Here is a 22,914-nt window from a genome sequence, read left to right as displayed (position 1 = left end):
GGTGAACAGAGTGATTGTGGTCGGTACCTCGGCCGGCGGATTGCACGCCCTGGGCGCGCTGCTGGGTTACCTGCCGGCGGACCTGCCGGCGGCGATTCTGCTGGTGATGCACATCGGCAGCCGCTTCAGCGTGTTGCCGGAGGTGTTGCAACGCCACTCGGCCTTGCCGGTGGCGTTCGCCCAGGATCGGCAGGAACTGGTCGCCGGGACCGTGGTGGTGGCGCCGCCGGACCGGCATCTGCTGGTGATGCGCGAGGGCGCGGCCCTGCGTGCCGTGCTGAGTTGCGCTGCCAAGGAAAACCATACGCGTCCGGCCATCGACCCCTTGTTCCGCACCGTGGCCGAAGCGGCGGACGGCCGCGCGGTGGGCGTGATTCTGAGCGGCTACCTGGACGATGGCGTGGCCGGCTTGCAGGCGATCAAGGCCTGCGGTGGCGTGGCGGTGGCGCAGGACCCGGCCGAGGCGGCGGCGCCGGACATGCCACGCAACGCCGTCAGCAATGTCGCGCTCGACCTGTGCGCGCCGCTGCAAGAGATTGCCGCGGCCCTGACGCGCTACGCCCGGACGCCGCCGCCTGCGGCCGGGGCGCATGAGATACCGTCCTGGCTGCGCACTGAAAACCGCATAGTTGCCGACGGCGGCGATCTGAAGGCATTGCAGCAGATCGCCAGTCCGTCCAACTATGCGTGCCCGGCCTGCGGCGGCGTGCTGTTTGAGATGACGCAGCGGCGGCCCACGCGTTACCGCTGCCATACCGGTCATGCTTTCAGCGCGCTTTCCTTGCTGCTGGAACAGCAAACCGTGATCGAGGAATCGCTGCGCAGCGCCGTGCGCGCGCTGCACGAAAAGGAAAGCCTGGCCGAGCAGCTGGCCGCTGAATCGACCCTGCATGGGCGGGCGCCGGAGGCGGATTACGCCGGCATCGCACGCCGTTGCAGGGAAGAGGCCGCCCAGCTGCTGGCGCTATTAGCTGGGTAAAACCAGGCCGGGCGCGGCATACGGCGTCAGTCTTGCAGCTTGCGGAACTGCGATGCGCGGTGCGAGTCCAGCGCGCGCTTGTGGCCGGGGTAGATGCGCTCGCGCAGCGTCACCGGCGAGGCGTCCTGCGCGCGGGCCGGGGCGAGGATGCCTTGGGCGCGCAGCTCCGGCAGCGCCAGGGCGATAAAGTCCGCCCAGCTGCCCGGACGCACCGCCCAGCTCAGGTCGATGCCGTCGATGCCGCTCTCGTCGCGCCAGCGCGCCAGTCAACTCCACCAAGCCGCAGCCCACATCGCGCGCCTGCTGTCGGCGTACGTTTAAAACACCTCTGCATTTTTCTAAGTGGCTGAAAATAAAGGAAAATGTGCTAGAATGAGTATGTGAGTCCTGTTGCTTTGGAGATTCCATGACAATACTCGATAGACTACGGAACTATATCAATCAGCAGCCAGACCAAGTCCTTCTTCGCTCCGAATTGAAAGGACTCGGAGGGCACTCGCAGTTGTCTGTTGCGCTTGGCACTCTCATTGATGATGGGGTTCTGATGCGGATGGGGCAGGGTGTGTTTGCAAAGGCGCGCAAGAACGCACGTGGAAAAACTGAACTGATGTGTGACGACGCCGAGGTCGTACTGCACCAGTTTTTCAGGAAGCGGCGTATAGACGCTGATGTGGTCAAAACCGAGTCCAGCAAAAAGGCGCAAAAATACGTGGTGGAGACTTTCGGTTCTTTGAGAGAGCGCGAGATCCGCTTGGGTTCCAAAGTGATTGTGCGTTTTCAGCCGACGCGCCTCGCTAAGAATATCCCGACAGATATTGAGCTATTGCCCAAAAAGCGGGTGGGCGAGTTTGTCAAATCGTTCGCCAAGGCGCATGGGATAGTGCGTCGGCCGTCGAAGATTGATGTGTGGGCGGAAGCAGTTAGTCGTGCGGCTGGAGACCATGTTCAGCTGGACGATGTCGGTCAAATCCTTGTCAGCCTGTTTAAGGCCAAGCTTATCAGCGGTCCGCAGAGAGTGCGACTGATGACCAATTATCTTGTTGAGCAGAGAGAAAAAGAAAAGGCGTTGAGGAAGAAATCCGCTCACGATAACGAGTCGCTGGCAACGCCATGACCTTCGATCCGTTTGGGGACTATGACACGAATGGATACTTGCGCAATTACGGAAATTTGAAGGATCGCGAGTTCGTTAAAATTCAAGAGCATTCAGCCTTTGTTTCTAATCTTGATGAGGCGCTTGATTTTCTTTCTCCGGCAAATTCTCCCGAAATCACCTATCAGTCCTTCCTGGACGTTCATCGCATTCTGTTCAGCGATTTCTATCCATGGGCTGGTCAAGACAGGCTGTCACTAGGCGTGGGACGGAATGTTGGCAAGGGCGACGCTGTTGAATTTGAGCAGTCCGACAGGTCGCGTCAAGCGGTGGAGTGGGGGCTGCATCTGGCAGCAAAAGGGTTACGCCAAAAGCCGGGCGCCGTCATGGGGGCATTCGCATGGGCGCATCCGTTCTTGGATGGCAACGGCCGAACGATGTTGTTGGTGCATACAGAGTTATGTGGCCGTGCCGGCTTTGCGATCGATTGGACCAAGTCAGGTAAGAACGCTTATCTGGATGCCCTCACAAAAGAGCTCTGGCGACCAGACAAGGGGCTGCTCGATGGTTATTTCGTTCCGCTGATATACGAAGTTAGTCCGCGCGAAGATTGGCGGCAGAGGATTCTGCACATTCAAGGAATCGATGGCGCTCACTCTCCTGAATTGAATATTGCTTATCACAGTGATGATCCCAACGGCCCGGCCAGATACGATGAAATACGGCGGGCACGTGGAGAAGATTTGTAAGTCTTCACGCCAGCCACGGATGCGCCGCCAGCCAGCGTCCCAGCTCATTGTCGTTGGCGCATTGCAGTTTGTTGAAGATGTTGGCGCGATGGGTTTCCACCGAGCGCGGGCCGCACGGCGGCACCAGCACGCGCGCGATTTCCTTGTTCGGCTGGCCCAGCCCCACCAGGCGCGCGACCTCGCGCTCGCGCGCCGTCAGCTCTTGCCATAATCGCAGGGCCTGGCCGCGTGCGCGCGCTTCGGCGATGGCGGCGGGCAGCTTGTCGAGCAGCTGCTGGGTATCGGGCTTGGTCACCCAGTCGTAGGCGCCGCGCCGCACCGCTTCCAGCGCCGTCGGGATGTCGCCGTGGCCGGACAGGAACAAGGTCACCAGCGGGCTGTGCTGGCTGCGCAGGTGATCGAACACCGCCAGCCCGCTCATGGCGCCCATGCGCAAATCCAGTATCACGCAGCCCGGCTGGCGCAGGTCGACCGCGTCGAGGAAGGCCTCGCCGGACTCGAACGCCTGCACCGCCAGTCCCTGTGAAAACAGCAGGAGCAGCAGCGAGCGGCGCAGGGCTTCGTCGTCGTCGACAACGTACAGGGTGAGAGGGGCGTCTTTCATGGCACGATAGGAAGAGTGAAGGAGAACGTGGCGCCGCCGCCGGCGCGGTTTTCGACCGTCATGATACCGCTGTGGGCCTCGATGATGGTGCGGCAGATGTTCAGCCCCAGTCCCAGCCCGTCGGGCTTGGTGGTGAAGAAGGGCGCGAACACCTGTTCCAGCTGGTCGTCCGGAATGCCCGGCCCCTGGTCGCTGACCGCGATCCGCAGGCTGGCGCCGTCGCGCTGGCTGGTCAGGCTGATGCAGCGGCGCTTGCCCGGCTGTTCCTGCATGGCGTGCAGGGCGTTGTGGATCAGGTTGACCAGCACCTGTTCCAGCAGCACCTTGTCGCCGCGCACCCGCACCGCCGGGTCATCCATCGACAGCTGGAGCGTGACGCCGTGGCGCTGCAACTCCGGTTTCAGCAGCGCCTCGGCGTGCAGGATGATGTCCCCGGCGGCGAAGCTTTCAAAGTGGCCGCGCTGCGGATTGATCAGGGCCCGCACCCGCCGCACGATCTCGCTGGCGCGCTGGGCTTGTTCGATGATGTCGTCCAGCGCGCCGGCCAGCATCTCCGGCGAGCCCCGCCCGGCCAGCGCGCGCGCCGCCACCGCGAAATTGGACAGCGCCATCAGCGGCTGGTTCAGTTCATGGGCCAGGGTCGACGCCATCTCGCCCACGCTGGCCAGGCGGGCGCTGCGTTGCAGGCGGACTTCCTGGTCGCGCTGGCGGGCCTCGGCCTGCTTTTGCGCGGTGATGTCCACCACGGAGCTGAGCCAGCCCCGGTTCACGCCCTCGGTGTCGATCAGCGGCGCGGTGTAGACCATGGTGATGACGTCGTGACCATCCTTGTGGCGGATGCGCGATTCGAAACCGCCGGGCGCGGCGCGGCCCTGCAAGGCCTCGTCGCTTTCGCGCGCCTGTTTTTCCAGATCTTCCGGGTGCCAGTAGGGGTAGGGCGGACGGCAGCCCAGCAGCTCCCCGGCGCTGTAGCCGACGATGGAACACAGGGCGGGATTGACGTAGATGATCTTGCCTTCCGGGTCGCGCGCGCGGATGCCGACCAGCAGCGAGTCTTCCATCGCCTTGCGCAAGGCGTGCGCTGCCTGCAGGTCGCGGGTGCGCTCCTCGACCCGATGTTCCAGTTCCAGCCGGGCCGCCTGTTGCTCGGCGTAGCGGCGCTCGCGCAAACGCCAGTACAGCACCGCCAGCAGCAGCAGGGCGACGGCGAGCGTGGTCAGCGTCAAGGCCGCCTGCCTGGCTTGCTGCACGTCGCGCATGTCCTCGGTGACGGTGAGCGTCCAGCCCAGTTCCGGCAGCGGCGTATCGAGCGCCAGCAGCCTGGCCTCGCGTCCTTGCAGCGCGGTCTTCAGGGTATAGCCGGGGGTGTCCCCGGCCGCCGTGATTTTCCAGGGCAGCAGGTCGAAGCGGGTGCGCAGCCCGTACTGGGCGTGCGCGGCGATCCACTGGCTGTCGGCGCTGGAAACCGGGGCGACGCTGTGGAACAGCCATTCCGGCACCGCGCTCAGGAACACGATGCCGTGGCGGTCGCGCAGCACGACGGGGTAGCCGCTATGCCGCCACACGCGTTCCAGCGGCTCCAGGCTGATCTTGACCACCGCCACCCCCAGCACCTCGGCGCCGACGCGCACCGGCTCGGCGATGAACATGCCGGCTTGGCCGGTGGTCAGGCCGAGGCCGTAGAACAGGCCGCGGCCGCCCTTGAGCGCGTCCTCGAAATACGGACGCTGGTGGTAGGACTCGCCAACAAAGCTGGACGGCGTGTTCCAGTTGCTGGAGGCCAGCGTCGTACCGTTGCGGTCCACCAGGTACAGCGCGGTGGCGCCGGTGGTGGTTTGCAGGTCCGCGAAATATTCGTTCACGCGCGTGCGCAGCGCCGTATCGCCGGGGGCGCGCAGCAGTTGCCGCACCTCCGGCTGGCGCGCCGCGGCGTATGGGAGGAAATCGTGTTTCTCCACCAGCCCGCGCAGTCCCAGCACGTGGGCCGCGCTGGCCTGGCGCAAGGCTTCCATCTTGGCTTGCCGTTCGCGCTGTTCGGCCCAGTTCCCCGACGCCACGATCAGCACCAGCGCCCCGGCGACAGCCAGGGCTCTGCGCCAGTGGTGCGGCTTGAACAGGGGCGACATGGGATACTCCGGGAACCAAATAAAGAAACAATAACAGCTGTGCTGGCGGATGTGGGCGTTCTCCGTAGTTTTACGGAGAACGCCGCGCCAGAGTTGCGGATGCCGCCGCGCCGCCGATATGCGATGCTGATCCCATACCCATTCAAGAATAATATTTCAGGAGAACAGCATGAACATGCAAGAGCCGCCACAACCGCAATACACCGCCGAGGAACGCCGCAAGCGCGTTTTCGCCATCATCAGCGCCTCGTCCGGCAATCTGGTGGAGTGGTTTGACTTCTACGTTTATTCCTTCGCTTCCATTTATTTCGCCAGCCAGTTCTTCCCGAGCGGGAACGCGACGGCGGAGTTCCTGAAATCGGCCGCCGTGTTCGCGGTCGGCTTTCTGATGCGGCCGATCGGCGGCTGGATGTTCGGCCGCCTGGCCGACCGCGTCGGCCGCAAGAAATCGATGCTGGTCTCGGTGCTGATGATGTGCGGCGGCTCGCTGGCCATCGCGGTGTTGCCGACCTACGCCAGCATCGGCGTGGCCGCGCCCGTCCTGCTGCTGATCATCCGCATGTTCCAGGGCCTGTCGGTGGGCGGCGAGTATGGCACCACCGCCACCTACATGAGCGAAGTGGCGCTGCGCGGCCAGCGCGGCTTCTTTTCCTCGTTCCAGTACGTGACCCTGATCGGCGGCCAGTTGCTGGCGGTGCTGACGATCGTGATCCTGGAGCAGTTCCTGAGCACGGCCGAACTCAAGGCCTGGGGCTGGCGCGTGCCGTTCGCGGTGGGCGCGGTGGCCGCGCTGGTGTCGCTGATGCTGCGCCGCACGCTGCATGAAACCATCAAGGCCGAGGACCGCAACAGCGAGGGCGCCGGCACGCTGGCCAACCTGTTCAAGCACCATCGCCCCGCCTTCCTCACCGTGCTGGGCTATACCGCCGGCGGCTCGCTGATCTTCTACACCTTCACCACCTACATGCAGAAATACCTGGTCAACACGGCCGGCATGCCGGCCAAGACCGCCAGCGTGGTGATGACCGGTTGCCTGTTCCTGTACATGTGCATGCAGCCGCTGTTCGGCATGCTGGCCGACCGCATCGGCCGCCGCCATTCGATGATGCTGTTCGGCGCCCTGGGCGCGCTGGCGACCTATCCCATCCTGGCCATCCTGCATGGCAACACCAGCCCGCTGCTGGCCTTCGTCCTGATTACCGTGGCGCTGGCCATCGTCAGCCTGTACACCTCCATCAGCGGCCTGGTGAAAGCGGAGATGTTCCCGCCTGAGGTGCGGGCCTTGGGCGTGGGCCTGTCGTACGCGATTTCCAACGCCATTTTCGGCGGTTCGGCGGAGTTCGTCGGACTGTCGTTCAAGAACCTGGGGCACGAGAGCTGGTTCTATGTCTACGTGACGGTGATGATGGCGATCGCCTTCCTGGTCAGCCTGCGCCTGCCGAAGACGCCGTCCTACCTGCATACCGATCACTGAGCGGCGGCATCAGTTGATCTTGAGCCCGAAGGACACCACGGTTTGCACGCTGCGTGCGGTGCCGGTCAGGAAGTTGTCACCGATCGTGCGGTGCAGGCCCAGCGTCGGCGCCACGGCGCCGGCCTTCTGGTCCGGCCGGGTGAACAGCCATTCGGCGCCGAAGTCGTAGTAGGTCGACGAGCGCTTGCCGATTTCGCTTGCGGCGTAGAGGTCCCGGGCTCGCACCGCATCCAGGAACAGGCGCAGCCTGGCCAGTTCGCCGCCCGGGTAGTAGTTCAGGCTGGTCTTGAGGTTCAGGCCGCCAGCGCCGCCGCTGACTTCCTGATTGGCCCTGGTTTGCCGTACCTGGTCGATCTGTGCGCCAAACTTGAGGTAGACGCTGTAGGCGCCTGCTTCGGAATATGGCGTGCCTTTTTCAGTCACGTTCAAGATGACGGGCGTGAACTCGGGACGGAGGCCGAAGGTCTTGGACTTGGCGACGTTATCTTGTGAAAACTCCAGCGCGACCATGGTTTGTACCGGAATGTCGGTGCCGGCGAGGCCGAGGGCGGCAAGGCGCGCCAGCCTTCCATCGACCGGTTTCTTGCGGTTGGCGTCCTTCGTCCACTGAACGCCTATCCAGGTGGACCAGCCTTTGCGCTGCCAGTCCCGGCTGAACACCTCATTGCCGAGGTTATACATGACAGCGGCATTGGTCTTCAGAATACGGTCGTCGTTCGAGGTGGTGAGCGACAGGCTGACCGCCTTGCCGTCCTCGTAAGGCCCGCTCATTTTGTCGCGCACGATGAATCCCGGGGCCGACGGCGGTTCCTTGAGCGGGCCGGTGTTATCGCCAAACGGGAATTCCTTGGGATCGCGGAAGGCCGGCTTCCCGGGTTCCGAGGCCTGGGCATCCCAGCACTTGAGACGCGCCGCATCGTCCTTGATCGACTTGCAGTCCTCGGCCTGGGCGATGCCGCAGGCCAGCAACAATAGCAGTGGCGTTTTCATGGTGGCTCACAGTCGGGAAAAGATCAGGTTCATCAGGTCGCCGATGGTCTTGCACGCTTGCAGTTCAAGCACACTGACATAGCTTTTATCGGCCTGGCCGCTGAAATCGTCGATCACCTTGTTGAGCTTTTCTGCTTGCGCGCCCAGTTCTGTCGGACTGATCCCGAGAACATACTGCAAGCTGTCGGCCGCTTTCACCGTGCCGTCCGCGATGCGCTGATGCAGCGGGGGCGGGTCCGTGGCCCAGGGGGAGAGGATGTCGCATACGGCCTGGGCCCATTGCGGTATCGGTGTTGGCATGGATGTCTTTCTTGCTGAACAGGATCCCCAACCATACGTGGAGATCCTTGCAAAAAGACTCACCAATTGTCACTTTGGCATTTTTCAGACGAAAAAAAACTCGCCCGGAGGCGAGTTTTTCAGGAGAGTGCGGTTACCACCACAGTGCGTAGACTGCCACCAGCACCACGCCGATCACCGCAGTGCCGAAGGCGAAGCCTGGGCTGACGCGGAACAGGGCGGTGTCGATTTCCAGGCCTTTGTCTTCCTTGTGGCCGCGTTGCTCGGCCAGTTTGCTGATCAGCACCATGCCGGCCACCACCACGAAGAACACGATGAACATGCGGTCCAGGAATGGAATTTCCGCCACGCCGGCGGCGTTGGCCTTGGCAAAGCCGATCGGCACCAGGAACGACAGGTCGGTCATGGTCGGCAGGAATTTCAGGATGATGGAACCGACCAGGCCGCCGATGGTGGCGAACATGGCCGCGCCCGAGGTGGTTTTCTTCCAGAAGAAGCCCATCAGGAACATGGCCAGGATGCCCGGCGAAACAAAGCCGGTGTATTCCTGGATGTACTGGAAGCCGCCTTGCTTGTCGATGCCCAGCAGCGGGGCGATCAGCACCGCCAGCAGCATGGACGCCACCACGGTCAGGCGCCCGATCCACACCATGCGCTGCTCGCTGGCGCCCTGGTTGAAGCGTTTCTTGTACAGGTCCAGCGTGAAGATGGTGGCGATACTATTCGCCTTGCCGGCCAGCGAGGCCACCACGGCGGCGGTCAGGGCCGCGAACGCCACGCCTTTCAGGCCCGATGGCAGCAGACCCAGCAGGATAGGGTAGGCGCGGTCCGGATTCAGCTCGCCGCCCTGACGCATGGCGTCGCCCAGCGCGCCGGAACGGTCCAGCGCGAACGCGGCGATACCTGGCAGCACCACGATCACCGGCATCAGCAGTTTCAGGAAGGCGGCGAACAGCAGGCCCTTGCGCGCGGTCGGCAGGTCGGCGCCCAGCGCGCGCTGGGTGATGTACTGGTTGCAGCCCCAGTAGTTCAGGTTGACGATCCACATGCCACCCAGCAGGATGGACAGGCCGGGCAGGTCCATGTAGTTCTGGTTGTCGCGCGCCAGCACCATGTCGAAGTGGCCGCGGGTGCTGGAGTACAGCTCGGTCAGGCCTTGCAGCGCGCCGTGGCCCTTGGCCAGCGCGGCCACCAGGTCCAGCGCCAGCCAGGTGGTGACCAGGCCGCCGACCACCAGGCAGGTCACCTGCACCACGTCGGTATAGCCGATCACCTTCATGCCGCCCAGGGTGATGATGGCGGCGAAGATCGCCAGGAACAGCATGCAAGGCAGCAGGGCGATGCCCGACAGGCTGCTGATGGCCAGCGCGCCCAGGTACAGGATGGAGGTCAGGTTGACCACCACGTACAGGCCCAGCCAGAACAGCGCCATGGTGGTGGCCACGGCCTTGCCGTAGCGCTGCTCCAGGAACTGCGGCATGGTGTAGATGTGGTGTTTCAGGTACACCGGCATGAAGAACACGGCCACAATCACCAGCGTGGCGGCGGCCATCAGCTCGTACACGGCGATCGCCATGCCGATGCGGTAGCCGGAACCGCTCATGCCGATGAACTGCTCGGCCGAGATGTTGGAAGCGATCAGGGAGGCGCCAATGGCCCACCAGGTCAGTGAGCCTTCGGCCAGGAAGTAGTCGTGCGAAGCCAGGCCGGACGTGCCCTGGCGCCGTTTGTAAACCCAGATGCCGTAACCGGCAACCAGCACGAAGTACACCAGGAAAACAATCGTATCAAGTGTAGAAAAAGCCGTCATGTAATGTCTCGTCTATCTCAGATATAAGGGATGCGGCTGGCATTATTGCGCAAGTCGCGCCCCGGCAGTACATGTTCGCGAGAATCATCAAGCAGTTTGTTGAATTTCATAACTCGCCGGCGTTGCGCGGGAGGCGCCGAGAGGGGAACTGTGTTAAACTCCTAACCCATTGATTTTTAAAGAATTAGCAGCTCCCCATGGAAATTAAGGTCAACTTCCTCGATAAACTCCGTCTTGAAGCCAAGTTCGACGACTTCACGGTGATTGCCGACCAGCCCATCCGCTACAAGGGCGACGGCTCGGCGCCGGGCCCCTTCGATTACTTCCTGGCCTCGTCGGCCCTGTGCGCAGCCTACTTCGTGAAGTTGTACTGCAACACCCGCAATATCCCGACCGAGAACATCCGCCTGTCGCAAAACAACATCGTCGACCCGGAAAACCGCTACAAGCAGATCTTCAAGATCCAGGTCGAGCTGCCGGAAGATATCTCCGACAAGGACCGCCAGGGCATCCTGCGTTCGATCGACCGCTGCACCGTGAAGAAGGTGGTGCAGGAAGGCCCGGACTTCATCATCGAGGAAGTGGCCAACCTGGACGCCGACGCCCAGGCCCTGCTGACCGTCCAGCCGGAGGCCGACACCAGCACCTACATCCTCGGCAAGGACCTGCCGCTGGAGCAGACCATCGCCAATATGTCCGGCCTGCTGGCCGAGATCGGCATCAAGATTGAAATCGCCTCGTGGCGCAATATCGTGCCGAACGTGTGGTCGCTGCACATCCGCGACGCCCACTCGCCGATGTGCTTCACCAACGGCAAGGGCGCGACCAAGGAAAGCGCGCTGGCCTCGGCGCTGGGCGAGTACATCGAGCGCATCAGCAACAACCACTTCTACGCCGGCGCCTACTGGGGCGAGGACATCGCCAACGCCGCCTTCGTGCACTATCCGGACGAGCGCTGGTTCAAGCCGGGCCGCAAGGACAAGCTGCCGCCGGAGATCCTCGACGAATACACGCTGGCAGTCTACGATCCCGATGGCGAGCTGCGCGGCTCGCACCTGATCGACACCAACTCCGGCAACGTGGCGCGCGGCATCTGCTCGCTGCCGTTCACGCGCCAGTCGGATGGCCAGACGGTGTACTTCCCATCCAACCTGATCGAGAACCTGTACGCCAGCAACGGCATGAGCGCCGGTAACACGCTGGCCGAGGCGCAGGTGCAGTGCCTGTCGGAGATTTTCGAACGCGCCGTCAAGCGCGAAATCCTCGAAGGCGAAATCGCGCTGCCGGACGTGCCGCAGGCAGTGCTGGCCAAGTATCCCGGCATCGTGGCCGGCATCAAGGGGCTGGAAGAGCAGGGCTTCCCGGTGCTGGTGAAGGACGCCTCGCTGGGCGGCCAGTATCCGGTGATGTGCGTGACCCTGATGAACCCGCGCACCGGCGGCGTGTTCGCCTCGTTCGGCGCGCACCCGAGCCTGGAAGTGGCGCTGGAGCGCAGCCTGACCGAACTGATGCAGGGCCGCAGCTTCGAGGGCCTGAACGATCTGCCGCGTCCGACCTTCGCCAGCGAAGCCGTGACCGAGCCGTACAACTTCGTCGAGCACTTCATCGATTCCAGCGGCGTGGTGTCGTGGCGCTTCTTCAGCGCCAGGGCCGATTACGATTTCGTCGAGTGGGATTTCTCCGGCCACGGCGAGAACTCCAACGCGGACGAAGCCGCCACCCTGCTGGCCATCCTTGAAGCAATGGGCAAGGAAGTCTACACGGCGGTCTACGACCAGCTGGGCGCGACCGCCTGCCGCATCCTGGTGCCGGGCTACTCGGAAGTCTATCCAGTGGAAGACCTGATCTGGGATAACACCAACAAGTCGCTGCTGTTCCGCGCAGACGTGCTGAACCTGCACCGTCTCAACGACGAGCAGCTGGAAGCGCTGCTGGAGCGTCTGGAAAACAACGAGCTGGACGAGTACGGCGACATCGCCACCCTGATCGGCATCGAGTTCGACGAGAACACCGAATGGGGCCAGTTGACCGTGCTGGAACTGCGCCTGCTGATCAACCTGGCCTTGCGGCAGTTCGAGGAAGCGCACGAGCTGGTGGGCGCCTTCCTGCAATACAACGACAACACCGTCGAGCGCGGCCTGTTCTACCAGGCCCTGAACGTGGTGCTGGAAGTGGTGCTGGACGACGAGATGGAACTGGACGACTACGTGGTCAACTTCCGCCGCATGTTCGGCGACGCCCGCATGGACGCGGTGCTGGGCTCGGTGGACGGCAGCGTGCGCTTCCACGGCCTGACCCCGACCAGCATGCGGCTGGAAGGCCTGGACCGCCACCAGCGCCTGCTGGACAGCTACAAGAAGCTGCACGCCGCGCGCGCCAAAGCTGCGGGCCATGTTTGAGCTGAGCCAGCTGCGCTGTTTTGTCGCGGTCGCCGAGGAGCTGCATTTCAGCCGCGCGGCCGAACGGCTGAACATGACGCAGCCGCCGCTCAGCCGGCAGATTCAACTGCTGGAACACAGCGTCGGCGCGCAGCTGCTGGACCGCAGCAGCCGCATCGTGCGGCTGACGGCGGCCGGCAAGGCCTTCCTGCCGGAAGCGGCGCGCATCCTGCGCATGTCGGAAGAGGCGGCGCTGATGGCGCGCCGGGTGGCGCGCGGCGAACAGGGCAGCCTGGCCATCGGTTTCACCTCGGCCTCCGGCTACACCCTGCTGCCGGAAGTGGTGCGCCGCCTGCGCGAGCGCACGCCGGGACTGGCGCTGACCTTGAAGGAACTGGTGAGTGTGGCGCAGGTGGAAGCGCTGGACGCCGGCCAGCTCGACATCGGCCTGATGCGGCCGGCCTCGCTGCATGGCGAGCTGGTCAGCCTGCCGATCCGCACCGAGGGCATGCTGCTGGCGATTCCGGCCGACGAGGCCGACAGCTGGCCGCAGCAGCCCACCATGGCCTGCCTGCACCGCCGTCCCTTCATCATGTATTCGCCGTACGAGGCGCGGCCGTTCTACCAAATGCTGACGGCCCGCTTCGAGCAGGCCGGGGTGGCGCCGGATGTGGTCGAGCACATCGGCCAGGTGCATACCATGCTGGCGCTGGTCAGCGCCGGCATCGGCGCGGCGCTGGTGTCGGAAGCCTGCGCGCGCCTGCAATTCGACGGCGTGGTGCTGCGCCGCATGGAGACCGAGCCGGTCAGCACCGTGTGCGCCTACCGGCGGGATAACGAGAACCCGATCCTGCAACTCTTCATCCGCGACATCCTGCCGACTTTCCAGGACCAGGCTTAACGCACCAGGCAAGGGCGCTTGTTGTCGAACTTCCAGCCCGGCACCAGGAACTGCATGGCGGCGGCATCGTCGCGCGCGCCCAGGCCCATGTTCTTGTAGGCCTGGTGGGCTTTTTCCAGTTCCGCCTCATCGATCTCGATGCCCAGGCCCGGCTTGGCCGGAATGTGCACCAGGCCGCCTTCGATCTTCAGCGGCTCCCTGGTCAGGCGCTGGCCGTCCTGCCAGATCCAGTGGGTGTCGATGGCGGTGACCTTGCCCGGCGCGGCGGCGCCGACGTGGGTGAACATGGCCAGCGAAATATCGAAGTGGTTGTTGGAGTGCGAACCCCAGGTCAGGCCGAACATCTGGCACAGCTGGGCCACGCGCACCGAACCCTGCATGGTCCAGAAGTGCGGGTCGGCCAGCGGAATGTCGACCGATTGCAGCGAGATCGAATGCGCCATCTGGCGCCAGTCGGTGGCGATCATGTTGGTGGCGGTCGGCAGGCCGGTGGCGCGGCGGAATTCGGCCAGCACTTCGCGGCCGGAGAAACCGTTCTCGGCGCCGCACGGATCTTCGGCGTAGGCCAGGATGCCGTGCTTGTCCTTGCAGACGCGGATGGCTTCTTCCAGCGACCAGGCGCCGTTCGGGTCCAGCGTGATGCGCGCTTCCGGGAAGCGCTCGTGCATGGCGATGATGGCTTCCATTTCCTCGTCGGCCGACAGCACGCCGCCTTTCAGCTTGAAGTCGTTGAAGCCATAGCGCTCGCGCGCCGCTTCGCACAGGCGTACCACGGCTTCCGGCGTCAGCGCTTCCTCGTTGCGCAGGCGGAACCAGGCGTTGTCGGCGTCCGCTTCGCCGCGGTATGGCAGGTCGGTCTTGTTGCGGTCGCCGACGTAGAACAGGTAGCCCAGCATCTCCACCGCCTTGCGCTGCATGCCTTCGCCCAGCAGGGCGGCCACCGGCACGTTCATGAACTGGCCCAGCAAGTCCAGCAGCGCCGATTCGACGGCGGTGACGGCGTGGATGGTGGTGCGCAGGTCGAAGGTTTGCAGGCCGCGGCCGCCGGCGTCGCGGTCGGCGAAGGCGTGGCGCATCTGGTTCAGGATGCCGTTGTAGTCGCCCAGCGTCTTGCCGATGATGAAGCCGCGCGCGTCCTCGATGGTCTGGCGGATTTTTTCGCCGCCCGGCACTTCGCCCAGGCCGGTGTTGCCGGCGCTGTCTTTCAGGATGACGATGTTGCGGGTGAACCAGGGACCGTGCGCGCCGCTCAGGTTCAGCAGCATGCTGTCCTGGCCGGCCACGGGCACGACGCGCAGGTCGGTGACGATAGGAGCGTTGGTAACAGTGGTATTCATGGTGGCCTCGGTGGGTGTGAAGGGTTGATTTTACGATGTCAGCGACTTGACCAGCTTGACGCGCTGGATATCGCCGACAACAAACAGGTAGCAGGCGATCGCCAGCGCCGCGTTGGCGCCGACGTACACCAGCGCGCCGGCAAAGGAGCCGGTGGCGTCGACGATGTAGCCGATCACGATCGGCGTGGTGATGCCGGCGGTGTTGCCGAAGGTGTTGAACAGGGCGCCGCTCAGGCCGCCGGCCTCCTTGGGCGAGGTGTCCGACACCACGGCCCAGCCCAGCGCGCCGATGCCCTTGCCGAAGAAGGCCAGCGACATCACGGCCACCACCAGCGCGTCGGTTTCGATGTAGTTACAGGCGATCATGCTCATCGACATCAGCATGCCCAGCACGATGGGCAGCTTGCGCGACACCGACAGCGAATAGCCGCGCCTGGCCAGGCGGTCCGACATCCAGCCGCCGGTGATGCCGCCCAGGAAGCCGGCAATGGCGGGCAGCGAGGCGACGAAGCCGGCCTTCAGGATGGTCATGTGGCGCTCCTGCACCAGATAGACCGGAAACCAGGTCAGGAAGAAATAGGTCAGGGTGGTGATGCAGTACTGGCCGACGTACACGCCCAGCAGCATGCGGTTGCCCAGCAACTCCTTGATGCAGGCCAGGGTGTCGACCTGCTTGGGCTGCGCGGTGCGCTGCGTGCCTTCCAGGTCGACCAGCGCGCCGCCTTCCTGAATGTAGCGCAGCTCGCCGGCGCTGATGCCGGGATGGTCTTTGGGGCCGTAGATGGTTTTCAGCCACACGAAGGCGACCACGATGCCCAGCCCGCCCATCACGTAGAACACGCTGTGCCAGCCGAGCGTGTGCACCAGCCAGCCCATGATGGGCGCGAACAGCACGGTGGCGAAGTACTGCGCCGAGTTGAAGATGGCGGCCGCCAGCCCGCGCTCCTGGGTCGGGAACCATGAGGAGGCGATGCGGCTGTTGCCGGGGAAGGAAGGCGCCTCGGCCGCGCCCACCAGCAGCCGCAGCGTGAACAGCACGCCCACCGCGGCGGCGCCGGTGAAGAAGCCGGCCGCGCCGGTGAACAGCGTGAAGGTCGACCACAGGAAGATGCTGAAGAAGTAGGTGATCTTGGAGCCGAAGCGGTCCAGCAGCCAGCCGCCCGGCAGCTGGGCCACCACGTAGGACCAGGCGAAGGCCGAGAAAATGAAGCCCATCTGCACCGCCGACAGGCCGAGTTCTTTTTTGATTTCCGGACCGGCGATGGAAATGGTGGCGCGGTCGGCGTAGTTGATGGTGGTGACCGCAAACAGCATCGCCAGGATCAGCCAGCGCTTGCGGGTTATTACGTGTTCCATGGTATCTCCGTGGCCTATAGTTATGAGAACCGATCATAGGTCCGGATCGATGCCGGATCAAACCAAATACTGTATGCATTGATTCATTATTTGAATGAATCGGCCAGTCCGCCAAGTTTGATCTATATCAAGGGCAAGGCCCCGCAATCGCCGCCAGCGGCGTGGCCACCGGCGGGGGGGGCGACGGCCGCGTGCCCGAGTTGCTGGAGCGGCAGGCCTTGACCTGGGCGCGGCATCTGGCGGGGATTTGATCCTGATCAAGGACGCGGCTGAGCCGGCGCAATCATAATCCATATTGACACCGCATCAGGCGGGGCGAGGAGGAGCGATGGAAGACATGGTTTGGCGCGCCGGGATGGCGCTGGGTATTCCCCTGTTTGACGAGGCGCACCAAGCGCTGGCGGAACAGATTGCCATCTTGCAGGCGACGCCGGATGAGCGCTTCGAGGCCGGCATGGCCGAGCTGATCGGTGCGCTGGAGGAGGACTTCCGGGTCGAGGAAGCATTAATGGAGGCGATCGACTATCCGGCGCTGCGCTCGCACCGCGAGCAGCATGCGCGGGTGCTGGCCACGCTGCACGGCCTGACGCCGGGCGAGGTGGCGCGCGGCCGCCAGGTCGCCGGCCTGATCCTGCCGTGGTTCGAATTGCACCTGGCCACCGCCGACACCGCGCTGGCGCTGGCGCTGCAATTGGCGGGGCAGTCGAAAGGTGAACAGCTGGCTTGCTGACGTGAGCCATCGCGCCGGCCTCACCTGAGGAACTGCACCAGCTTGGGCACCACCTGGGCCGTGGCTTCTTCCATCAGCCAGTGGCCGCTGCCCTTGATGATGACGCCGTCGACCTTGCTGTCGACCAGGCGCGCCTGCTCGATCAGCACGTTGCCGGAGGCTTTTTCGCCGGTCAGCACCAGCATCGGGATGTCGAGCGGCTTTTTGGCGTAGGCGGCGAATTCCTCGGCATCCTTGGCGAAGGCGCGGAACACTTCGAAGCCGGCCTTCATATGGCCGGGCTGGGCATATTCGGCGGCGTAGAACTTGCGGTCGGCCTCGCTCAGCGATTTGGTCTTGTCGGCCGCGAAGTCGTTCCAGAAGTGCTCGAAGTAGATGCGCTCGCGGCCCTTGACCAGCGCCAGCGGCGTCTCGCCGTAGAAGTGGAAATGCCACAGATCGCGCAGCAGCCACACATCCTTCCAGTTGCCGACGCCGGGCAGGAAGGCATCCATCAGGGCGATCTTGCTGACTTCCTGCGGATACTGGGCGGCGTAGGCATAGGCCACCATCAGGCCGATGTCATGGCCGACCACCTTGGCCGACTTGATGCCCAGGCTGGTGACCAGCGCGTGCACGTCCTGCGCCATCACCGACTTGGTGTAGGGACCCGGCGGCAGGCCGGATTGGCCGAAGCCGCGCAGGTCCGGCGCGATCACCAGATGGTCTTTCGACAGTTGCTCGATCAGCGGCAGCCACATGTGGCTGGACTGGGTGTAGCCGTGCAGCAGGATCACCGGATCGCCCTTGCCGGCACTCAGGTAATGCAGCTTGACGCCATTGGCTTCGGCGAATTGGCTCTTCGGTGCTTCCGCGTGGGCCGCGGCGGAACAGAACAGCAAGACGGTGCAAAACAGCTTGGTGATGGTGCGTCGCATGAGGGCCTCCTATGGTTGAGCGCACAGCATAGCCAAGCGACTAGTCCGTATATACCCACTATCGGGTGAATAATTTCTATACAATATTTGCCGAGGCAGAAAAATTCCGAATTACAACTAATTATCGGTCCCGTTTTGCATGAAACGTTGGTTGCTTGCGCTACTCTGGTGCTGTCTGTCGCCCGCCATCGGCCAGGCGCGCGCGCCGCTGCCCGCCATCAATCTGCACCATACCAGCTGGACCGCCCGCGACGGCGCGCCCGGCTTGATCCTGTCCATCACCCAGAGCCGCGACGGCTGGTTGTGGTTGGGCGGGCCCACCGGCCTGTACCGCTTTGACGGCATGCAGTTTGAACAGTTCGCGCCGTCCAACGGGCCGCTGCTCAGCAGGAACGTCAGCCTGGTCAACGCCTTTGCCGATGGCTCCTTGTGGATAGGCTACCGCGGCGGCGGCGCCGGCGTGCTGCGGCAGGGGCGCATCACCAACTACGGCGAGGGCGCCGGCTTGCCCAATCGTCCCGTGTGGGGACTGGAGCAGGATGGCGACGGCCGCATCTGGGCGGCCACCTCGGGCGGCATGTTTTATCTGGAGAACCAGCGCTGGCGGGCGCCGGCAGCCTCGTGGCATTTGCCCGAGGTCGGGTTCAAAACGCTGATGCGCGACCGGCAAGGCGTGCTGTGGGCGCAGGGCGATGCCGGTGTGTATTGCCTGCGGCCGGGCGCCATGCGGTTCGCCAGGGCGGTCGACAGCGGCACCGGCGTGCTGTTCAACCTGCCCGATGGCAGTGTGCTGAGCTGGGATGCCCGGCGCGCCCATTTCAACCAGCTGAGCGGCGGCAAGCCATCGGCGGCGCCGGTGTGGCGGCAACACCTGGGTTCTCCCTCCAGCTTGCTGTTCGACCGCCATGGCGACTTGTGGGTGGGCCAGAAGGAAGGGCTGGAATACCGCGGCGCGCATGGCATCGCCGCTGCCACGCCGCCGCTGGGCTTGAGCGGACGCTCGGTGTTTGCCCTGTTCGAGGATCAGGAAGGCAGTGTCTGGGCGGCGACCTCGGCCGGGATAGACCGTTTCCGCCAGGGCCGGCTGGCGCAGGTCGCGCTGCCGGAAGAGGCGGTCGGCGCCGCCGTGCTGGCCGATGCGCATGGCGGCGCCTGGATCGGCGGCTACCACGTCGCCGCCGCCGGCGCCGGCCCGTTCAGGCTGACCCCGCTCTGGCCGCCCAACCGCGAGGGCTATGCCGACTGGGTCACCGGCCTGACCCGCACCAGCGACGGCACGCTGTGGTACTCGTCCTACGGTTTCCTGCGCCGGGTGCGGGGCGGCGACAGCCGCAACATCGCGCTACCCGCCGGGCTGGGTGGCATGATGGCGGGGACGCTGCTGGCCGAGCGCGACGACAGTCTGCTGGTGGCGGTCCGCAATCATGGTCTGTACCGCCGCAAGGTCGACGGCAGCTGGGAAAAACACGGCAATCCCGGCGACGTGGCGGTCATGGCCCGCTCCGACGCCGCCGGGCTGTGGCTGGGCACCCATGCCGGCCGGGTGGTGCACGCCGAAGGCGCGGCGTGGCGCAGCTACGGGCCGGCCGAGGGCATGACGCTGGGCCTGCTGATGGCCTTGCATCTGCACGACGGACATGTCTGGGCTGGCGGCGACAGTGGCGTGGCCTGGCTGGACGCGGCGCGCTTCCAGCGGCTGCAAGGCGTGCGCGGCGAGATGTTCGATGGCGTGTCCGGCATCGTCGAGCTGGACAACGGCGACCTGTGGCTGAACGCCACGGCCGGCGTGTTCCGCATTCCGGCCGCCGAACTGGCCCGGTTCCGGCAGGCGCCGGACTACCGTGTGCGCCATGAACTGCTGGATCAGCAGGAAGGACTGGAGGGGGCGGCGCCGCGCCTCACGCCGTCGCCGTCGATGGTGCTGTCGTCCGACGGGCACTTGTGGATCGTGCGCTCGGGCGGCACCTTCCGCCTGAACCTGGCGCAGCAGCTGCCGGCCGCGCCGCGCCAGCCGGTCCTCATCAAGGCCATCGGCCGGCCAGGCGAAGGCCGGCCGCCGCAGGACGCGCTGCGGCTGGCGGCCGGCAGTTCCGCCTTGCAGATCGATTACACCGTGCCGGCGCTGCTGGCGATGCCGGAAAAAGTCCGCTTCCGCTACCGGCTGGAGGAGGTCGACGGGCAGTGGCAGGAGGTTGGCGCGCGCCGCAGCGCCTATTACAGCAACCTGGGCGCCGGCGATTACCATTTCCGCGTCGCCGCCTCCGACTACAACGGCCAGTGGACCGGGCCGGAAAGCGTGGTGCACTTCTCGATCGCGCCCCTGCTGACCGAGCGCGGCTGGTTCCGCCTGCTGTGCGGCGCCTTGCTGCTGGCGCTGGCGTATCTGGCCTACCGCTGGCACATCGCGCGCGTGCGGCGGCACATGGCAGGGCGCTTGCAGGAGCGGGTGGGCGAGCGCGAGCGCATCGCTCGCGAACTGCACGACACCTTGCTGCAATCGGTGCAGGGGCTGATCCTGCACGTGCATGCCGCCGTGATGAAGCTGCCGCCGCAGGACAGCGCCCGCGCGCAACTGGAAAACGCGCTACGCCAGGCCGACGAGGTGGTGGACGAAGGGCGGGGCCGCATCCGCGAGCTGCGCGGCGAGGACGAGGCGGACACGCCCGACTTTGCCGCGGCTGTGCGGGCCACCGCCGCGCGCCTGCGGCCGGCCCACGCCGACGCCATCGCGCTGCAAGTCGGCGGCAGGGTGCGTCCGCTGGCGCCGGCCATCCACCAGGAAGCCCTGGCCATCGTCAGCGAGGCGGTCGCCAATGCCTACCGCCACGCCAACGCCGAACGCGTCGCGGTGGAGATCCAGTATGGCGCGCTGGAATTCCGCTGCGTGGTGCGCGATGACGGCCGCGGCATTCCGGCCCACATCGTCAGTGAGGGCGGGCGCCAGAATCACTGGGGCTTGCGCGGCATGGCCGAGCGCGCGCAGCGTATCCGCGCCAAACTGGTGTTGCGCAACGAGGAGGGCTGCGGCGCCGAGTGGCAACTGGTGTTGCCGGCCGCGCTGGCCTATACACGATAGGGTGATGCACCCGGCCGCCGCCAGTGATACGCTCGCGCGAGATAACCCAAGGAGCGCCTTCATGTTAAGCCGAGGCAACGACAGAATCACGGTGATGATTGCCGACGATCATCCCTTGCTGCGCAGTGGCATTGCGGCCGTGCTGGCGGGCACGCCCCGGTTTGCGCTGGTGGCGGAAGCCTGCGACGGCCTCGAAGCCGTCGAACTGTACCGCCAGCACCGTCCCGACATCACGCTGATGGATTTGCAGATGCCGGGCCGGAACGGCATCGAGGCGACCAGCGCCATCCTCGAACTCAATCCCAAGGCGCACGTCATCATCCTGACCACCTACAGCGGCGATGTGCAGGTGACGCGCGGCCTCAAGGCCGGGGCCAGCGGCTACATCCTGAAAAATCTGGCGCGCACCGACCTGAGCGACTACATCATGGCGGTGCATGCCGGCCAGCGCACGCTGCCGCCGCAAATCGCCTGCGCCCTGGCCAGCAGCTTCCAGGACGACGCGTTGAGCAAGCGCGAAATCCAGGTGCTGCGCGCGGTGGCGGACGGCAACTCCAACCAGAAGGTCGGCGCCAGCCTGGGCCTGAGCGAGGACACCATCAAGGCCCACATGAAAACCATCCTGCAAAAGCTCGATGCCCGCGACCGCACGCACGCCGTGATGATCGCCCTGCGGCGCGGGTACTGGGAGGCGAATTGAGTCTCAATGCGCGGCGGCGCCGGACCCCATGACCGTTTGCCGGTGGCGCGGCAGCACGAATTGGTCAATGGCGCGCGTTTTGCACCGGAGGCAGCTTCGGCAACGGCATGCGCAGGTTGAGCGGGGCCAGCGCGTCGTCCACGCTGTAGCTGGCGATCTCGTTTTGGGTGATCAGGCGCAGCGGGATATGGACGGTTTTCGGCATCCGCTGGCGCTCCAGCGCGCGCACCGCCAGATCGACCGCGACGCGGGCTTCGGCGACGGGCGAGTTGGCGACCATGGCGGTAATCCTGCCTTTCTTCATTTCCGTCACCACGCCTTCGGTGGCGTACAGCGACACGATCTTGAGCTGTTGGCCGGCGGTGGGGAAGAAGCGGGCGGAAAACTCTGCGGCCGGCCCGTTGGCCAGGATCACATCCACCGGCCCGGCTTTGGCCACCAGCCGCACCAGGCCGCTTTGCACGGTGATGTAGGGGGCGCCCCAGCCGCCTTCCACCAGGGTGAGGGACTTGAGCTCGCCCTTGCCGGCATCCAGGGTCTTGCGCACGGCGGCGTCGAAGTTCATCGCCCAGCGCGCGTCGGCCGGGCCGGGAAACCAGGCCATGCGCAGCGCCTGGCCCTTGAACGTTTTCAGCACGTAGCTGGTGGCCAGCGCGCCCGATTCAAAAAAAATTCTGGTGGGAGTGCGCCGTCACGGCATCGCCCGACAAGCCGTTGACCAGATCGATCACCTTGATGCCGTGTCTGGCCAGCAGGGCCAGCTCGTCGTCGAGGGCGGTCGGGTTGATGGCGGCGATCAGCACCGCGTCGGCCTGATCGGCCACGCATTGGCGGATCTGGCGCTTTTGCTCGGACAGCCGGTCGTAGCCGCCGGCCTCGGCGATGCCGATGTCCACGCCCAGCGCCGTCGCCTGTCTGTCCAGGCCATAGGCGACGGCCCAGAAGAAGCGGTCGAAAGCATGCGGCAGCACCGCGCATAAACGCCAGCGGTGGCTGGCCTGCTCCAGAAACCGATACTTGCCGGCCTGGCCGTCCATCGTGGCCGGCACCGAGTCGGCAAAAGCAAGCGGGGCCGCCATCAACAGCGCAATTTGCGTAAGTCGTTTGAAAAGCATGCTTCCTCCTGCCTACCTGTTAGACAAGCCTAACTTAACATACGGCGATGATTTCGCCGAAAAACCAGTTTGTTTTCCCTCATGATTACCCACCGTATTTCGCGGCATAGTGCCTGAACGGAGGACTATAATGCGAACCATCGACGACACTCTGAATCGCCCCGGAAATTTAGGAGGCCGTTTGGTGTGAGTCAGGCGACTTAGCCTGCTCGGAAAGTTGTCGGTAATAGTTTGCCTCAGCTTCGGCCGGCGGTATATAGCCAAGCGGTTCGAGCAGTC

20 protein-coding genes are annotated in these 22,914 nt (G+C 64.8%); 9 read left to right on the top strand and 11 right to left on the bottom strand.

The annotated features are described in order from the left end of the window. Position 1: 1 nt before the first annotated feature. Complete coding sequence (locus GM676_RS08925; protein WP_170304263.1) at positions 2-979, top strand: chemotaxis protein CheB; 978 nt, start codon at positions 2-4, stop codon at positions 977-979. Between the two features lie 26 nt (positions 980-1,005). Here the strand turns inward: GM676_RS08925 and GM676_RS08920 are convergent, their stop codons facing one another. Next, on the bottom strand, positions 1,006-1,191 hold the full coding sequence (locus GM676_RS08920) for a hypothetical protein (protein WP_155463185.1): 186 nt from the start codon (positions 1,189-1,191) through the stop codon (positions 1,006-1,008). A gap of 194 nt (positions 1,192-1,385) precedes the next feature. Here GM676_RS08920 and GM676_RS08915 point away from each other — a divergent pair, with 194 nt between their 5' ends. Next, positions 1,386-2,093 (top strand): hypothetical protein, encoded by a 708-nt coding sequence (locus tag GM676_RS08915; RefSeq protein WP_155463184.1) that lies wholly within the window; start codon positions 1,386-1,388, stop codon positions 2,091-2,093. Beyond that, positions 2,090-2,821 carry a Fic family protein gene (locus GM676_RS08910; RefSeq protein WP_155463183.1) on the top strand — a complete coding sequence of 244 codons (732 nt, stop codon included), beginning with the start codon at positions 2,090-2,092 and terminating at the stop codon, positions 2,819-2,821. Before GM676_RS08915 ends, GM676_RS08910 begins: the two co-directional genes overlap by 4 nt. A 4-nt stretch (positions 2,822-2,825) precedes the next feature. Here GM676_RS08910 and GM676_RS08905 read toward each other — a convergent pair whose 3' ends face one another. Together GM676_RS08905 and GM676_RS08900 are read right to left on the bottom strand one after the other, a co-directional pair. Further along, positions 2,826-3,425, bottom strand: coding sequence for a response regulator transcription factor (locus GM676_RS08905; protein ID WP_155463182.1), 600 nt, complete (start codon positions 3,423-3,425; stop codon positions 2,826-2,828). Next, positions 3,422-5,551: a sensor histidine kinase gene (locus tag GM676_RS08900; RefSeq protein WP_155463181.1), complete on the bottom strand. Its 2,130-nt coding sequence runs from the start codon at positions 5,549-5,551 to the stop codon at positions 3,422-3,424. The genes GM676_RS08905 and GM676_RS08900 overlap by 4 nt, the downstream gene beginning before the upstream one ends. 169 nt (positions 5,552-5,720) lie before the next feature. Here GM676_RS08900 and GM676_RS08895 point away from each other — a divergent pair, with 169 nt between their 5' ends. After that, positions 5,721-7,025, top strand: a complete 1,305-nt coding sequence (locus GM676_RS08895; protein ID WP_170304262.1) for an MFS family transporter — start codon at positions 5,721-5,723, stop codon at positions 7,023-7,025. Between the two features lie 9 nt (positions 7,026-7,034). On the opposite strand, the gene GM676_RS08890 is transcribed toward GM676_RS08895, so the two are convergent. The 3 genes from GM676_RS08890 to GM676_RS08880 form a co-directional block, all read right to left on the bottom strand. Then, positions 7,035-8,015, bottom strand: coding sequence for a hypothetical protein (locus GM676_RS08890; protein WP_155463180.1), 981 nt, complete (start codon positions 8,013-8,015; stop codon positions 7,035-7,037). Positions 8,016-8,021: 6 nt separating this feature from the next. Beyond that, complete coding sequence (locus GM676_RS08885; RefSeq protein ID WP_155463179.1) at positions 8,022-8,315, bottom strand: hypothetical protein; 294 nt, start codon at positions 8,313-8,315, stop codon at positions 8,022-8,024. Positions 8,316-8,448: 133 nt separating this feature from the next. Beyond that, positions 8,449-10,125 carry a sodium:solute symporter family transporter gene (locus GM676_RS08880; protein WP_155463178.1) on the bottom strand — a complete coding sequence of 559 codons (1,677 nt, stop codon included), beginning with the start codon at positions 10,123-10,125 and terminating at the stop codon, positions 8,449-8,451. A gap of 197 nt (positions 10,126-10,322) precedes the next feature. Between GM676_RS08880 and GM676_RS08875 the strand changes: the two genes are divergently transcribed. Then, a complete protein-coding gene (locus GM676_RS08875) occupies positions 10,323-12,524 on the top strand; it encodes an OsmC domain/YcaO domain-containing protein (protein WP_155463177.1) in 2,202 nt (733 codons plus the stop codon). Further along, positions 12,517-13,404, top strand: a complete 888-nt coding sequence (locus GM676_RS08870) for a LysR substrate-binding domain-containing protein (protein ID WP_155463176.1) — start codon at positions 12,517-12,519, stop codon at positions 13,402-13,404. Before GM676_RS08875 ends, GM676_RS08870 begins: the two co-directional genes overlap by 8 nt. On the opposite strand, the gene gudD is transcribed toward GM676_RS08870, so the two are convergent. After that, positions 13,401-14,741: a glucarate dehydratase gene (gene gudD / locus GM676_RS08865; RefSeq protein WP_155463175.1), complete on the bottom strand. Its 1,341-nt coding sequence runs from the start codon at positions 14,739-14,741 to the stop codon at positions 13,401-13,403. The genes GM676_RS08870 and gudD overlap by 4 nt on opposite strands. A 30-nt stretch (positions 14,742-14,771) precedes the next feature. Continuing rightward, a complete protein-coding gene (locus GM676_RS08860) occupies positions 14,772-16,097 on the bottom strand; it encodes an MFS transporter (protein WP_155463174.1) in 1,326 nt (441 codons plus the stop codon). A 328-nt stretch (positions 16,098-16,425) separates the two neighbouring features. Here GM676_RS08860 and GM676_RS08855 point away from each other — a divergent pair, with 328 nt between their 5' ends. Then, a complete protein-coding gene (locus tag GM676_RS08855; RefSeq protein WP_155463173.1) occupies positions 16,426-16,827 on the top strand; it encodes a bacteriohemerythrin in 402 nt (133 codons plus the stop codon). A gap of 20 nt (positions 16,828-16,847) precedes the next feature. On the opposite strand, the gene GM676_RS08850 is transcribed toward GM676_RS08855, so the two are convergent. Further along, positions 16,848-17,744 (bottom strand): alpha/beta fold hydrolase, encoded by an 897-nt coding sequence (locus tag GM676_RS08850; RefSeq protein WP_155463172.1) that lies wholly within the window; start codon positions 17,742-17,744, stop codon positions 16,848-16,850. Positions 17,745-17,895: 151 nt separating this feature from the next. Here GM676_RS08850 and GM676_RS08845 point away from each other — a divergent pair, with 151 nt between their 5' ends. Both GM676_RS08845 and GM676_RS08840 read left to right on the top strand, forming a co-directional pair. Continuing rightward, on the top strand, positions 17,896-20,820 hold the full coding sequence (locus GM676_RS08845; RefSeq protein WP_170304261.1) for a sensor histidine kinase: 2,925 nt from the start codon (positions 17,896-17,898) through the stop codon (positions 20,818-20,820). A gap of 61 nt (positions 20,821-20,881) precedes the next feature. Then, a complete protein-coding gene (locus tag GM676_RS08840) occupies positions 20,882-21,520 on the top strand; it encodes a response regulator (protein ID WP_229262600.1) in 639 nt (212 codons plus the stop codon). 64 nt (positions 21,521-21,584) lie between these two features. Here the strand turns inward: GM676_RS08840 and GM676_RS08835 are convergent, their stop codons facing one another. Further along, a complete protein-coding gene (locus tag GM676_RS08835; protein WP_170304260.1) occupies positions 21,585-22,157 on the bottom strand; it encodes a hypothetical protein in 573 nt (190 codons plus the stop codon). 25 nt (positions 22,158-22,182) lie between these two features. After that, on the bottom strand, positions 22,183-22,635 hold the full coding sequence (locus GM676_RS08830) for a substrate-binding domain-containing protein (RefSeq protein WP_155463169.1): 453 nt from the start codon (positions 22,633-22,635) through the stop codon (positions 22,183-22,185). Between the last annotated feature and the right edge of the window lie 279 nt (positions 22,636-22,914).

Origin of the sequence: Duganella radicis (assembly GCF_009720825.1) — a bacterium.
Lineage (GTDB): Bacteria > Pseudomonadota > Gammaproteobacteria > Burkholderiales > Burkholderiaceae_D > Rugamonas > Rugamonas radicis.
This window is presented reverse-complemented; position numbering and strand designations above follow the sequence as displayed.